The 13876-nt window shown below is 71.4% G+C and carries 13 protein-coding genes and 1 pseudogene; 5 read left to right on the top strand and 9 right to left on the bottom strand.

Annotated features, from left to right (window positions below):
• Positions 1 to 5: 5 nt before the first annotated feature.
• Positions 6 to 1247: a cytochrome P450 family protein gene (locus OHA73_RS06150; RefSeq protein ID WP_327654417.1), complete on the bottom strand. Its 1242-nt coding sequence runs from the start codon at positions 1245 to 1247 to the stop codon at positions 6 to 8.
• A 114-nt stretch (positions 1248 to 1361) separates the two neighbouring features.
• Positions 1362 to 2198 (bottom strand): SDR family oxidoreductase, encoded by an 837-nt coding sequence (locus OHA73_RS06145; protein WP_327654416.1) that lies wholly within the window; start codon positions 2196 to 2198, stop codon positions 1362 to 1364.
• A gap of 76 nt (positions 2199 to 2274) precedes the next feature.
• Here OHA73_RS06145 and OHA73_RS06140 point away from each other — a divergent pair, with 76 nt between their 5' ends.
• Positions 2275 to 2853, top strand: coding sequence for a helix-turn-helix domain-containing protein (locus OHA73_RS06140; protein WP_327654415.1), 579 nt, complete (start codon positions 2275 to 2277; stop codon positions 2851 to 2853).
• 38 nt (positions 2854 to 2891) lie between these two features.
• Here the strand turns inward: OHA73_RS06140 and OHA73_RS06135 are convergent.
• Positions 2892 to 3924: pseudogene (locus tag OHA73_RS06135) on the bottom strand (SMP-30/gluconolactonase/LRE family protein).
• Positions 3925 to 3980: 56 nt separating this feature from the next.
• A complete protein-coding gene (locus tag OHA73_RS06130; protein ID WP_327654414.1) occupies positions 3981 to 5036 on the bottom strand; it encodes an SDR family NAD(P)-dependent oxidoreductase in 1056 nt (351 codons plus the stop codon).
• A gap of 184 nt (positions 5037 to 5220) precedes the next feature.
• Between OHA73_RS06130 and OHA73_RS06125 the strand changes: the two genes are divergently transcribed.
• Complete coding sequence (locus tag OHA73_RS06125) at positions 5221 to 7023, top strand: flavin-containing monooxygenase (RefSeq protein WP_327654413.1); 1803 nt, start codon at positions 5221 to 5223, stop codon at positions 7021 to 7023.
• 12 nt (positions 7024 to 7035) lie between these two features.
• On the opposite strand, the gene OHA73_RS06120 is transcribed toward OHA73_RS06125, so the two are convergent.
• The 5 genes from OHA73_RS06120 to OHA73_RS06100 form a co-directional block, all read right to left on the bottom strand.
• Positions 7036 to 7887 (bottom strand): endonuclease/exonuclease/phosphatase family protein, encoded by an 852-nt coding sequence (locus OHA73_RS06120; protein ID WP_443063037.1) that lies wholly within the window; start codon positions 7885 to 7887, stop codon positions 7036 to 7038.
• Between the two features lie 35 nt (positions 7888 to 7922).
• On the bottom strand, positions 7923 to 8771 hold the full coding sequence (locus OHA73_RS06115; RefSeq protein WP_266716601.1) for a PaaX family transcriptional regulator: 849 nt from the start codon (positions 8769 to 8771) through the stop codon (positions 7923 to 7925).
• Between the two features lie 52 nt (positions 8772 to 8823).
• Positions 8824 to 10215, bottom strand: a complete 1392-nt coding sequence (locus tag OHA73_RS06110; RefSeq protein WP_327654412.1) for a prolyl oligopeptidase family serine peptidase — start codon at positions 10213 to 10215, stop codon at positions 8824 to 8826.
• A complete protein-coding gene (locus tag OHA73_RS06105) occupies positions 10212 to 11528 on the bottom strand; it encodes an MFS transporter (protein WP_327654411.1) in 1317 nt (438 codons plus the stop codon). The genes OHA73_RS06110 and OHA73_RS06105 overlap by 4 nt, the downstream gene beginning before the upstream one ends.
• 133 nt (positions 11529 to 11661) lie before the next feature.
• Positions 11662 to 12114, bottom strand: coding sequence for an Lrp/AsnC family transcriptional regulator (locus OHA73_RS06100; protein ID WP_266716607.1), 453 nt, complete (start codon positions 12112 to 12114; stop codon positions 11662 to 11664).
• 113 nt (positions 12115 to 12227) lie between these two features.
• On the opposite strand from OHA73_RS06100, the gene OHA73_RS06095 reads away from it, so the two are divergent.
• From OHA73_RS06095 to OHA73_RS06085, 3 genes are all read left to right on the top strand, one after another.
• The gene (locus OHA73_RS06095; RefSeq protein WP_327654410.1) at positions 12228 to 12842 is read left to right on the top strand and encodes a LysE family translocator; all 615 of its coding nucleotides are present in this window, start codon (positions 12228 to 12230) and stop codon (positions 12840 to 12842) included.
• A gap of 86 nt (positions 12843 to 12928) precedes the next feature.
• Entirely contained in the window at positions 12929 to 13369 is a 441-nt protein-coding gene (locus tag OHA73_RS06090; protein ID WP_327658417.1) for a PaaI family thioesterase, read from the top strand.
• Between the two features lie 8 nt (positions 13370 to 13377).
• Entirely contained in the window at positions 13378 to 13875 is a 498-nt protein-coding gene (locus tag OHA73_RS06085; protein WP_327654409.1) for a GNAT family N-acetyltransferase, read from the top strand.
• Position 13876 lies beyond the last annotated feature (1 nt).

Raw genomic sequence — 13876 nt, 5'->3', positions numbered from 1 at the left:
GTCCGTCAGTGCCGCGCGTCGTCGTCCGGCCGCAGGCGCACGGGCAGCGACACGTGCCCGTTGCTGATCAGGGTGGGGTACGGGGCCAGTTCCTCGACCGGTACCGCGAGTTGCAGGTGCGGGAAGCGCTCGAAGAGCAGCCGCAGCGCGGTGGTCACCTCCAGGCGGGCGAGCGGGGCGCCGAGGCAGAAGTGGACGCCGTGCCCGAAGGCGAGATGCTCCTTGGTGGGACGGGTGGCGTCGAACTCGTCGGCGGTGTCGCCGTGCAGGTCCGGGTGGCGGTTGGCGGCGGCGTAGGACGCGAGGATGGCCTCACCGGCGCGGATGGTCTGCCCGTCGGGCAGCGGGATGTCCTGGAGCGCGTAGCGCAGGGGGAGGTGCTTCACGGCCGGCTCGTGCCGCAGTGTCTCCTCGACGACGTCCTGCCAGGTGCAGCGTCCTGTGCGGATATGGGCGAGTTGGGCCGGGTCGGCGAGCAGCGAGGTGACCGCCTGGTCGATGAGATTGACGGTCGTCTCGTAGCCCGCGCTGATCATCAACAGCAGGGTGTCGCGCAGTTCCGCGTCGCTCATGGTGCTGCCGTCGCCCTCGTCGTCGCGGGTGGCGATGAGGAGCGAGGTCATGTCGTCGGCCGGGTCGGCGCGCTTGGAATCGATCAGCTCGTCGAGGAGCTGGTAGACGGCGGCCGTGTTCTTGGCGGCCTCCTCGGCGGTGAGGGTGGTGGCGAAGATCCCGTCCACCATGGTGCGGAACTGGGCCCGCTGGCTGCCCGGCACGCCCATCAGCCGGCTGACGACGGCGATCGGCAGCGGGTACGCCAACTGCTCGCGCAGGTCGACCACTTCACCGTCGGGGAGTTCGTCGAGGCCGTCGAGGATGCCGGTGACGAGTGCCTCGATGTCGGCCTGCATCGCGGTGATGCGGCGGGCCGAGAAGGTGGGGGCGATCATGCGGCGCAGCCGGCGGTGGTCGCTGCCGTAGGCGGTGAACATGTTGTCGACGGCCACCCACAGCGCCAGCGGCCAGGTGGCGACCGTCTCGGCGAAGGCCGGCCAGTGGGCGCGGGCGTTCTTGGACACGTGCGGGCTGGTGAGCAGCTGCTTGAGGAGCGCGGGATCGGAGACCGACCAGGCGGTCACCCCGAGGATGTCGACGAGCGTGGCCGGCCCGCGCTCCCGTAACGCCCGGTGCTCGGCGTGGTGGTCGGGGCTGTTGGGGTCGAGGACGAGTATCTGCTGGTCGGGCACGGTGGGGCCCCTTCGGCGGACGGGCGTTGTTCCGCCCAAGAGCGTCCCGCTCCGCCGTCATCCCGTCCAGAGCGCCTGGTCGGCCACGCGGGGGTGGGGCCCGTCCCCGCCGCTTCAGGACGCCGAGTCGCCCCGCCCCGCCGTCGAGCGCGCCGCGGCCACCGCTCCGCCGTCGACCAGCAGGTCGGTTCCCGTGACGAAGGACGCCGCGGGGGAGAGCAGGAACGCCGCCGCCTCCGTGATGTCGTTCGGGGTGCCGGCGCGGCCCGTGCCCGAGCTCTCGATCATGGCCCGTATTTGGTCGCCGGACTCGCCGGCCAGCTCCGCGCGGCCCATCGCGGTGGAGATCACGCCGGGGCTGATCGTGTTGACGCGGGCCCCGCGCGCGCCCCACGCGCGGGAGGCGGCCTGTACCCGCAGATGGTTGGCGCGCTTCGCGAAGGCGTAGGCGGCGCCGGGGTCGGCCAGCGCGTCCGGCCGCAGGAACGGCAGGTCGAGCAGCGCGTCGGTGGGCGTGGAGCGCAGCGCGGCCTCGACCTCGGGCGGCAGCGGGGCCAGGTGCCCGGCCATCGACGCGATCACCACACCCGCGCCGCCCTCGGCGATCACCGCGCCGAACTCCTCCAGGACCAGGGCGACCCCCAGCAGGTCCACGGCCAGCACGGCCGCGGTCGGGGCCTGCACCGGGGACAGGCCCGCGGTGTGCGCGACCTGCGTGACCGGGCCGAGCCGCGCGGCGGTCGCGGCCAGCTCCGCGACGGAGGTGCGCTCGGCGACGTCGACCCGCAGCGGCGTGACGTCGTAGCCGTCGGCCGTCAGCCCCTCGGCCACCGACGCCAGCGACTCGGCGTCGAAGTCGGCCAGTACGAGGCGGGCCCCGGAGCCCTGCCGGCGGGCGATCTCCCGCCCCATCCCGCCGACACCGATGACGACGACCACGGGCTTGGGCATGAGTTTTCTCCTCGTTGATATGGATGAAGCCAGTTATGCGAGTGGGGCCGGTATTGCGCTGCATTACGCTGCCAAGGTGACGAACCCCTCCGACCCCGATCAGGCCCGCCCGGCGAACCAGGGACGCCGCGTCGCGGCCCGCAACCGGGCCGCCCTCATCGCCGCCGCCCGCGAGGTCTTCGCCGAGCAGGGGCTGAACGCGCCGCTGTCCTCCGTCGCGCGCCTGGCCGGGGTCGGGCAGGGCAGTCTGTACCGGCACTTCGCCGACCGGGTCGCGCTGGCCTCGGCCGTGCTCGACGAGAACGTACGGCAGATCGAGGCGGCCGCCGCCGAGCCGGACGCGAACCTCAAGTCCGTTCTCGGCGTGGTCACTTGGCACATCACACGCTCCACCGCCTTCGTCGATCTGCTGCGGGTGCGCGGGGACGACGAGCAGGGCCGGGAACTGTCCGCGCGGGTGCGCGGCGTCCTCGGCCGCTGTCCGTCCGCCGGGCGCGGTCTGTCCGCCGACGAGCTGATGCTCGCCATCGCGATGGTCTCCGGCGCCGTCGCGGGACCCACCCTCGCCGAGCGCGAACGCCTGGCGCTCGCGGCCTGGGGGCTGCTCGGCGTCGAGGTGGGGCCGCTGCGCTCCGTCGAGCTCGGCGACGACTGACTGTCAGCCGCCGAGTCGACCTCGGCGACAGCTGACCGTCAGCCGCCGTTGGACAGGCGGATGCCCTTGGCCAGCGCCGAGAACTTGTAGACGTACCCGCCCTTCGGGCCGCTGACCGTCATGTAGGCGTCCGTGCCGCCCCGCGTGATGGCGATATTGGTCGCCGATTGCAGCCCCTCGGCCTCCTTCGCGGGCACCTCCACCGTGCCGAGGCGCTCCCCGTACTTGCTGAAGACGGCCATGGCGGGCCGGCCGTGCAGCGCCTGGTACAGATTGCCCTTGGCGTCCACGGGCGATGGAGTCGGTCTGCGCAAGGCCGCCGTCGACGTGGATGGCCTCGTGCCGGTTGGTCACCGCCGTCTTGTCGGCGTCGAGCAGCAGGTACGAGATGGTGTCCTTGGCCAGCTCGCTGATCCACAGGCCCTTCTGCTCGGGGTCGAACATGACCCCGTTGGGGTGGGCCAGCTTGTCGGCGAGGACGGTGGACTTCTTGCCGTCGCGGTCGATCCGTACGATGCGGCCCTCGGCCTCGCCCGTCTTCATGCCGTGCAGATCGCTGACGTACAGATTTCCGTCGTCGTCGAAGGCGATGTCGTCGGGGTTCATGGTGGATCCGTCGACCTTGCCGGAGAAGAACGTGCGCGGGTCCGAGCCGTCCCGAGCGAGGCTGACGATGTCACCGCTCTGGTACTCCGTCAGATACACGCGGCCGTCGTGCGGGCTGATCTGCGCGGAGGTGTACGCGCCGGTCTTGTCGGTGTAGACGCCCTTGTGCTTGCCGGTCTTGAGGTCCACGGAGAGGAGCTTGGGGTCGCCGGGCGGCGCGGTGACGTCCACGACGTACAGCTCGTCGTCCTTGACGAGGATGGGGCCCTCGAGGAGCGTCATCCCGGTCGCCTCGTGGACGTCGGTGACGTGGGAGACCTGGGTGGCGCGGATGGTGCGGCCCTCGGTGGAGGAGGCCGGTCCCGACTTCTCGGCGGTGGCGGTCTGCGTGCCGCAGGCGGTCAGAGCGAGGAGGCCGACGGCTGCGAGACCCACGAGGGTGCGGGGCGCGAGGTGCGTGGTCATGGGTGTCCTGCCTTCTTCGTCGTAAGTCTTCGTCGTACGTCGGTCGGCTGTCGGGTTCAGGCCACCGACCAGCCGCCGTCCGACGGCAGAATGACCCCGTTGAGGTTCACCGCGTCCTTGCTGAGCAGGAACGTGACGGAGGCGGCCAGCTCCTCCGCCATCGCGAGACCGGGGATCGCCACGCGCATCTTCGCGGTGCGGGCGGAGCCGTACGGCGCGCCCTCCGGGACCTGGATCCCCGTGGCGACGGCGCCCGGCGCCACCGCGTTGACCTGCACGCCCGTGCCCGCGTACTGGTACGCCGAGGACTTCGTCAGGCCCACGAGGGCGTGCTTCGAGGTCGTGTACGCGGCGCCGGCCGCCGAGCCGCGCAGCGCCGCCTCGGACACGATGTTCACGATCCGGCCGCCGCCCGCCGCGAGCATTCCGGGCACCACGGCGCGCATCAGCAGCATCGGCCCGTCGACGTTGATGCGCATGACGCGCTCCCAGATCTTGTCGTCGACCTCGTGCACGGCGGCGTCGTTGTCCATCACGCCCGCGACGTTCGCGAGCGCGTCCACGCGGCCGCCCGCCGCGGCGAGCACGGTGTCGGCGGACGTGGGCTCGGTGATGTCAGCGGCGACCGGCACGAGGGCCTCGCCCAACTCGGTGGCCAGATCGGCCAGTTTGTCGCCCGACACGTCGACGGCGACGACCCGGCCGCCCTCGCGTACGACACGCGAGGCGACGGCCCTGCCGATGCCGGAGGCGGCGCCGGTGACGACGACGGTCTGGCCGGAGAAGCGGCCGGAGGTGACCTGCTCGGTCCACTGCTCGGGGGCGCCGATCTCGATGCCCGGGTCCGCGGCGGTGGCGTGCGCGGCCGGGGGAGCGGTGGGCAGGCCCTCGGGTATCTCACCGGTCTCGGCGGCGGTGACCAGCACACCGACCAGCTCCGCGGGGAACTTGCCGCCGGACATCTTGACGAGCTGCTCCAGCGGCAGGCCGAGGGCGGGGGCCAGGGCTTCCTCGCTCTGCCCCTGGGAGGCCAGCATGCCGCGCAGGATCTGCCCCGCGGCGGGGTTCGCGAGCCAGTCGCGCAGTGGGGAGGTGGGGGTGAGGTTCGACATCGCGGGCCTTTCGCGTCGAGTCGGGTCGCGTTGAGTCGTGTCGCGTCACGTCGTGGGGCCGGGTGGGGTGCACCGGACCCTACCGGACAGTGTTGTCCGGTTGTTGGGTTACCGTACCTGTGACCGTGCGGAAGCCCCAGCGTGGGGCGACTTCGCATGTCCCCCCACGAGAGGAAGCCGCCGCATGACCCTGCCGCAGTGCGCCACGCCCCCCACCCCACAGGAGACGGCGGAGCTGCGCGAGCGCTACCGCATCGAGCGCGAGCGCCGCGTCCGCCCCGACGGCGCGGCCCAATACCGTTCCACCACCGCGGAGTTCGGCTACTTCGCCGCCGACCCGTACGCGGGCGAGGTCGCCGAGCGCGAGCCGCTGCGCGACGTGGTGGACGTCGCGGTTGTCGGCGGCGGGTTCGGTGGGATCCTGGCGGGCGCGCGGATGCGGCAGCAGGGCCTGGAGAAGGTGCGGGTGATCGAGCAGGGCGGCGACTTCGGCGGCACCTGGTACTGGAACCGCTACCCCGGCATCCACTGCGACATCGAGTCGCACGTCTACCTGCCGATGCTGGACGAGACCGGCTACGTACCCGAGTGGAAGTACGCGCCCGGCGACGAGATCCGGCGCCACGCGGTACGCATCGCCGAGCGCTTCAACCTGTACGAGGACGCCCTCTTCTCGACCGCGGTGACCGCCCTGGCCTGGGACGGCGGCGCCCACCAATGGGTGGTCACGACGGACAGGGGCGACGAGTTCCGGGCCACGTACGTCGTCACCGCCACCGGCACCCTCTCCGAGCCCAAGCTCCCCGGCATCCCCGGCATCGAGGACTTCAAGGGACACACCTTCCACACCTCGCGCTGGGACTACGGCTACACCGGCGGCGGACCCGATGGCGGCATGACGGGCCTCGCCGACAAGCGGGTCGGCGTCGTGGGCACGGGAGCCACCGGCGTCCAGGCCATCCCCGAACTGGCCGAGGACGCCCGGCAGTTGTACGTCTTCCAGCGCACGCCCTCCGCCGTGGACGTGCGGGGAAACCGGCGCATGACGCCGCAGGACATCGGCGCGGACCGGCCAGGCTGGGCGCACGAGCGCCGCGAGAACTTCCTGCGGATCGTCTCCGGCGAGGACGCCGAGCGGGACCTGGTCGCCGACCGCTGGACCGAGTCGGCGGCACTCCTCGAAAAGCTCCTGCCCAGCTTCCGTCGCGACGGCGAACCGGACTTCGAGGCCGCGTACGAGGCCGCCGACCACGCCACGATGAACGAGATCCGCGACCGGGTCGCCGCCGAGGTCACGGACCCGGCCACCGCCGAGGCCCTCAAGCCCTGGTACCGCTACGCCTGCAAGCGGCCCACGTTCTCCGACCTGTACCTGCCCGCCTTCAACCGCGACAACGTCACGCTCGTGGACACCGCGGAGACCCACGGCATCGAGCGCATGACGGAGCGCGGTGTCGTCGTCGGCGGGGTGGAGTACGAGATCGACTGCCTGGTCTTCGCGACCGGGTTCTCCGTCGGTGTCTCCGGAGTCACCTCGGGAAAGCTGCCGGTGACGGGCCGCGACGGCCTCCAACTCCTCGACGCGCTCAGCCGGTTCGGCCCACGCACCTTGCACGGCTTCACCAGCGCCGGCTTTCCCAACCTGATCCAGCTGGGCCCGATGCAGAACGCCTCCAGCGTCAACTTCAGCCACATCCTGGACGAACAGGCCGCGCACGCCGCGGCCCTCGTCGCCGCCGCCGAGAAGGCCGACGCCGTCCTGGAGCCGACCCCCGAGGCCGTCGACGCCTGGCGCGCGACCTGCGCCCAGGGCTCCCCCGACCACGAGTGGTTCCACGCCGAGTGCACCCCCGGCTACTACAACCGCGAGGGCCGCGGCCGCCCCAACGGCCCCAACTCCTACCCGCACGGCGCGGTCGCCTTCCACGAACTGCTCCGCCGGTGGCGGGAGGAGAACGTGGGGGAGGTGCTGCGCAAGAAGGGGTGACGGCCGCGACCCCTATGGCTCCACGTTTTCCAGGTCCGCCCGGAACGAGTGGTGGTCCGAGTACTCGCTGGGGTGCACCGCATGCGTTCGCGCGTCGAAGCCGCGCAGGAAGATGTAGTCGAACTTGCTGTACCAGTCCGTGGTCGTCCCGCAGTCGGTGCCGGCCGCGGGGCGGCAGCGGGGGTCCGCGTCCGTGGCCAGTGACCACATCGGGGCGAGTTCGGGAGCGTCCGGCACGGCGTTGAAGTCGCCCAGCACGATGGTGCGTTCGTGGCGGGCGACCGCCTTGGCGAAGACGGAGACCTGCTTCTCGCGGAACGACTCCTGCTCCCGCTGCGCGAGATGGGTGTTGAAGACGCGGACGGGGCGGCCGCCCACCGAGGTGGTGACGGCCAGGTAGCCGCGGTCCTCGGAACCGCCGTCCGGATACTCGACGGTGACGGGGTCGGTCATCGGTGCCGCGGAGAGGATCGCCTGGCCGTAGCCGCCCGCCCGCCACGGAAGTCCCCCGCAGCGGCCCCAGTTGCGCAGCACCGAGCCGTACTCGACCCGGTACGTCAGACCGTAGAAGGTCTTCAGGTAGGCGCGGATCTCCTCGACGTCCCGCACACACGCCTCCTGCAGGCCGACGACCTGCGGCGCGTACGTCGCGATGTCGGCCGCCCTGCCGAGGTTCTGGGCGCTGCCGCAGGGGTTGCAGATGTTCCACGTCATGACGCGGCCCGGCACGATGTCCTTCGCGGCGCCGACGGGCAGCGGGAGCGGCTCGGAGACGAGCGCGCCGCTTGGTGTGCTCGGGCCGATGAGCACCATGCAGACCGCGGCCACGGCCACCGCGAAGAACCGCCTGCCCCGTGCGAACACCGGCACCTCCTCAGGATGGCCTCAGGGTGATCCTGTCATCGCACCGTCGTCGTCTGGAGCAGTTCGCGGGCCATTTCCCGCGCGGGCGCCTCGGTTTGTTCGGCGATGCGGTGGAACGTCTCCTGGGCGGAGCGGGCCGGCCAGTCGCGCGGGAGGTGCCCGGCCGGCAGCCGGGGATCGGCGCGGATGGTGTCGAGCCACTCGCTGACCAGCAGCAACCGGGTACCGAGCGGGTCGTCGGCTCCCGCCGCGGGCGCGTCGCCCCATCTGCTGTCGAAGGCCCGGTACCGGGCCGCGACGCTCTCCAGGTCCCACGTGTCACGGATCATCTCCTCGATGTCCGTGGCCACCCCCGCCTCCCCGTGGAAGACCTTGACGTGCTTGGCGAGCCCCAGCTCCGCGACCACCGCCGACACGTCGACCTGCCCCGGCGCGATCCACAACCCGCTGTACAGGGCGCCGAACCCGGACCAGGCGAGGCGCGAACGCAGCTCGTGGCGCTGACGCTTCCAGGCGTCGGGGAGCGAGAAGGCGAGCAGCGTCCAGGTGCCGTCCCACTCGTCGTTGACCGCGCCCTGCTTCCAGATGCGGGCGCCGCCGTCGTCCAGCACCCGCTTCGCCTGCTCCGTAAGCCCGAAGTGCATGCGGCGGCCCTCGCGCCGGCGCTGCAACAGGCCCCGGTTGACCATCCGGCTCAGCGTCGACCGGACCGCCGGCTCGCCGACCCCCACGCGGCCGAGGACCTCGATGATGCTGCCCGAGTACACATACAAGTCCCCTTCCGCCAGCACATGGTTGCCGAAGAAGGCGAGCAGGAGCGACTGCGGGCGCGGCTGGGCGCCGTCCGCCGCGGAGCCGGTCAGGTCGTCATTGTCGTACGCCACGGTGGAAAGCGTACGGCCGCCCACCGACAGCGCGGCGGGCGGCCGGACCCGGTCACTGGCCATCAGCGGGGTGTGCGCGGTCGTACGGTCGCAGATAGGGGGTGGGCCGGTACGTGATGTACCGCGAGGGGTCGGTCGCATTCGCTTCCGCGGCAGCCGCGTTGAGGGAGTCCGCGTCGGTTCCGTGCCACTTCCCCGTGTCGATCCGGTCCTCCAGGGTGTGCAGCGCCGCGACCTGCTCCGCGGCGCTGAACGTGCAGTGCCCGGCGTTGTCGGTGTAGGCCTGCCGCAGCTGGGAGGAGGCTCCGGCGGCCGTGACGGCGCGGCGCAGCGCGCTCTCGGTCTGCACGGGCACGAGCGGGTCGCCGGTGGTGTGCACGTCGAACTGGGGCTTCGTGAGCTTGCCGGAGAACGTGCTGGTGCGGCGCATCCAGGACACCGCGTCCGGGTCGGCGCCGATGCGAGGGGCGCGGCCCAGCGTGGCGAGATCGTCGCGCAGGGAGAGCCCCGACTTGCGGTACAGCTCGGTGACTTCCTTACTTACGGAGGACTGCGCGAGCAGCTTCGCGTAGTCGACGCCGGTGTTCCAGGACGTGTTGCCGCCGGACCGGGTCTCGGACTCCTGGCGCCGGTTGAAGGCGGCGATCTTGAGCAGGCCCTTGACGGCGTCGTACTGGTTGGCCTGTTGGGCGTCCCAGTCGGTGGCGCCGGGCCGGGGCTGCGCCTCCTGGTTCCAGCCGGGGATGTTGTGCAGGGCGGCGGCGAGCGCGATGCGGGCGCGTCCTTCGGGGGACGTCTGCGCCTTGTCGACCGCGGCGACCATGGTGTCCGCCGCGCGCGTGGCCGTCTCCTGGTCCGGCAGGTCGACCAGCGGCACGTCGGAGCCCGGCGTGAGGAGCGTCTTGAGGGCGAACACGGGGTCCAGCGTGTTGTTCCAGTTGGCGACGCCGCCGTGCACGAGGCCGCACAGGGACAGCGATCCGTCGATGCGCTCCGGGTGCCGCTCGGCGATCGCGGTGGTGACCATCCCGCCGTACGAGCGCCCCCAGGCGACGGTGCGCCCGGCGGAGCCGAACCGGTCGATGAACGCGGACAGGGTGGCCAGTTGGTCGTCGACCGCGCCCGGCAGCGCCCAGCCGGCGGAGGCGTAGGAGGAGCCGGCCAGGGCGTAACCCTGCTTCAGGAGAAGGGACTTGGTGGCGTCGTCCGGGGCGTCCTCGGCGGGGTTGGGCGCACCGACGTCGTTGTAGCCGTGGCTGAAGAGCAGGACCGTTCCGTTCCACGCCGTGGGGACGTCCATGACGTACGTCGCGCCCGAGGGCAGGCTGCCCTCCACGTGTCTGCTGTCCGGCGCCGCCGCGACGGCCGGGGCGGGCAGCGCGGTGGCGGCCAGTACGACGGCGACGGCGCAGGCGATACGTGTCCGGGGACCGGGCTTCTTCACGCGGAGGCCTCCTTGGTGAGGGCGGTGGGGTGTTCGGTGGCGTGCACGAGGGCGTCCTTGCCGGTCTCGCGGACGAACCAGAGCGAGACCGCGGTGATCAGCGAACCGCCGCACAGCAGCAGGGCGATCGGCGTGCTGTCGCCGCTCCCCGCCACCAGGGCGCCGGCGATCATGGGGGAGAAGCCGGCGCCGACCAGGGTGGCGCCCTGGTAGCCGAGCGAGGCGCCCGTGTAGCGCACGCGCGTGCCGAACATCTCGCTGAACAGGGCGCCCAGCGGGCCGTACATCATGGACTGGGCGACCCCGTGCCCCAGGACCACGGCGAGGATCAGCAGGCCGGGCGACTTGGAGTCGACGAGCGCGAGGACGGGGAAGGCGAGCGCCGCGGAGACGAGGGCGCCGGCGAGGACGACCGGCCGGCGGCCGATCCGGTCGGAGAGCACCGAGGCGCAGGGCAGCACGACGAGCGCGACCGAAGAGGAGACCGTGAGCGCGGTCAGCGCCTGCGAGCGCGCGTATCCGATGTCGGTGGCGTACGAGATGAGGTAACTGGTCAGCAGGGACTGCGCGGTGAAGGCGCCGATGCCGACGCAGCAGGCCAGGACGACGGGGCGCGGGCGGCGCAGCACGTCGACGATCGGCAGGCGCGCCGTGCCGCGCTCCTGCTTCACCTCGGCGAACAGCGGGCTCTCGACGACCTTCAGCCGTACGAAGAGGCCGACGCCGAGCAGCACCACACTCACCAGGAACGGCACCCGCCAACCCCAGGACATGAACTCTTCTTTAGGAAGCGAGACGACGAGGGCGACGACGGCCGCGGAGAGCAGCGAGCCCAGTGGCGCCCCCAACTGCGTGAAACTGGACCACAGTCCACGCCGTCGCGCCCCCGCGTGCTCGACGACCATCAGCGTGGCGCCGCCCCACTCACCACCGATGGCGATGCCCTGCACGACGCGCAGCGTGATCAGCAGCAGCGGCGCCCAGACACCTACGGTGTCGTACGTCGGCAGCAGCCCGATGAGGAAGCTGGCGCCGCCCATCAGGCCCATCGTGAGCAGCAGCATCGACTTGCGTCCCAGCCGATCGCCGAAGTGCCCGAAGACGATCCCGCCGAGGGGGCGGGCGACGTAGCCGGCGGCGAGGGTGCCGAACGCGGCGATGGTGCCGACGGCCGGGTCGGCGCCGGGGAAGAACAGCTCACCGAAGGCGACCGCGGCGACGGTGCCGTAGACGAGGAAGTCGTAGAACTCGACGGCGGTCCCGAGCAGCCCGGAGAGGGCAACTCGCCGCAGTTGTTTGGTGTGTTGGGACATCGCGGGCTCCCTTGGGCAGGGGAAGGGTGCCCGTGAATGTATGCGCGCTGATGACTGCGGTCAATAAAGTGCACAACATCAGAGTGTGGGAGAACGGTTGGGAGAGCGAGAGAGGGCTGGAGGGGGTGGCGAGTCAGTCGGGCAGCGGCCGATTCGCGACGACGTTCTTCATCACGAGCGTGGAGTTCAGGCGCTGCACTCCCGGCAGGCGCGCGAGCTGCTGGTCGTACAGCTGCTGGAAGGCGGTCAGGTCGGCGGCGGCCACCCGCAGCAGATAGTCCGGGTCGCCGAACAGGCGCTGCGCCTGCAGCACATGGGGCACCGCCGCCACCGCCTCCTCGAACGAGGCGACGGTGTCCCGGTCCTCCCAACCCAGGGTGACGAAGACCAGCGCCTCGAAGTCCAGGCCGAGGGCGGACGGGTCGACGACGGCGCGGTAGCCGCGGATCGCCCCCGAGCGTTCGAGATCGCGCAGCCGGCGGTGGCAGGGCGAGACGCTCAGCTTCACGCGTGCGGCCAGCTCGGTGATGGTGAGACGGCCGTCCATCTGCAGCTCGGTAAGAATTTTCCGGTCCATGGCATCCATGAAGAAGATTCTCCCTCAGATTCGCCGGTGACGGAGTAAAGAAGGGAACACCTTCGGGCGGATCCGGCCTAGCCTTCCTCGCGTACAACTGCACGTGAGAGGGATCGACACACATGGACACGACCACACTGGCGGCATTTCTGGCCGTGGACCTCCTGCTGGTGTTCACACCGGGCGCGGACTGGGCCTACGCGATCGCGGCCGGACTGCGGGACCGCTCGGTCGTCCCGGCGGTGGCCGGGCTGATAACGGGCTACGTGGGATACACACTGCTCGCCGTCGCGGGCCTGGCGGTGCTCGTGGCGAGTTCGGCGACCCTGCTCACGGCGCTGACCGTCGCCGGGGCCGGATACCTGGTGTGGCTCGGCTGCAACGTGCTGCGGCAGCCCGCCGTGCTGACCGCCGGCGAAGAGCCCGTCGGCGCCTCCCGCCGCCAGGTCATGATCAAGGGCATCGGCATCAGCGGCCTCAACCCGAAGGCGCTGCTGCTGTACCTCTCCCTCTTCCCGCAGTTCATCCACCCGGCGACGGGCTGGCCGGTGGCCGTGCAGACCGGAGTCCTCGGCACCCTCCACATGACCGCCTGCGCCGTCGTCTACCTCGGTGTCGGTGTGCTGGCGCGCACCGTCTTGAAGACACGACCTTCGGCGGCGCGGGCCGTGACACGGGTCTCCGGGGTCATGATGATCGCGATCGGTGGTTTCCTGTTGGCGGAGCAGTTGGCGTAGACGGAGCAGTTGTCGTAGTCGGAGCGGTTGCCGTGAGCGGAGCAACTGTCGTAGGCGGAGTCCGAGGAGCGCGCGTGAACGACGAGATGGACCGGATGCAGGCGATACGGGCCCGCATCCGCAAGAGCTTCGACCGACAGGGCCTGATGGCACATCTGGGCGCCCAACTCACCGAGGTCGCCGAGGGGCGGGTGCACATCGCGCTGCCGAGCAGGCCCGAACTCACCCAGCAGCACGGCTACTTCCATGCGGGCGCCACCAGCTCGATCGCCGACAGCGCCGGCGGCTACGCGGCGTACACGCTGTTCCCCGAGGGCACCGAGGTCCTCACCGTCGAGTACAAGATCAACCTGCTCGCCCCGGCGATCGGCGACCACCTCGAGGCGGTCGGCACCGTACTGAAGCCGGGACGCACCCTGACGGTGTGCCAACTGGAGGTGTTCGGGGTGCAGGGCGACCGGCGCAAGCTGGTGGCGAACGGGCAGCAGACCCTGATCCGCGTGGACAGTCCGGCGGCGAGTAGATGAGCGAGCGGATGAGCGAGAAGATGTCCACCTTCACCACCGGACGGCTGGCCATGCTGCCGCTGCGTGTCGAGCACGCCGAGGAGATGGCCGACGTGCTCGCAGACCCGGCCCTGCACACCTTCATCGGCGGCACACCGGACACGGTCGAGGAACTGCGGGCGCGCTACCGGCGGATGCTGGCGGGCTCGCCCGACCCGGCCGTCACCTGGCTCAACTGGGTGGTCCAACTCCGGGACGAGGAGCGCCTGGTGGGCACGGTCCAGGCGACCGTCGGAGGCGGCGTCGCGGAGATCGCCTGGGTCGTGGGCACGCGGTGGCAGGGGCGCGGCTTCGCCACCGAGGCCGCGCGAGGGCTCGTCGCGTGGCTCGGGGAGCAGGGCGTCGGGACGCTCGTCGCCCACATCCACCCCGAGCACCGCGCATCCGCCGCCGTCGCCACCGCCTGCGGGCTCGCGCCCACGGACGAGTGGAACGACGGCGAAGTGACGTGGCGGCTCAGCAGGTGAA

The organism is Streptomyces sp. NBC_00483 (assembly GCF_036013745.1).
Classification (GTDB): Bacteria; Actinomycetota; Actinomycetes; order Streptomycetales; family Streptomycetaceae; genus Streptomyces.
The sequence above is the reverse complement of the archived record's forward strand: the minus strand, read 5'-3'. Positions and strand labels throughout refer to the sequence as shown.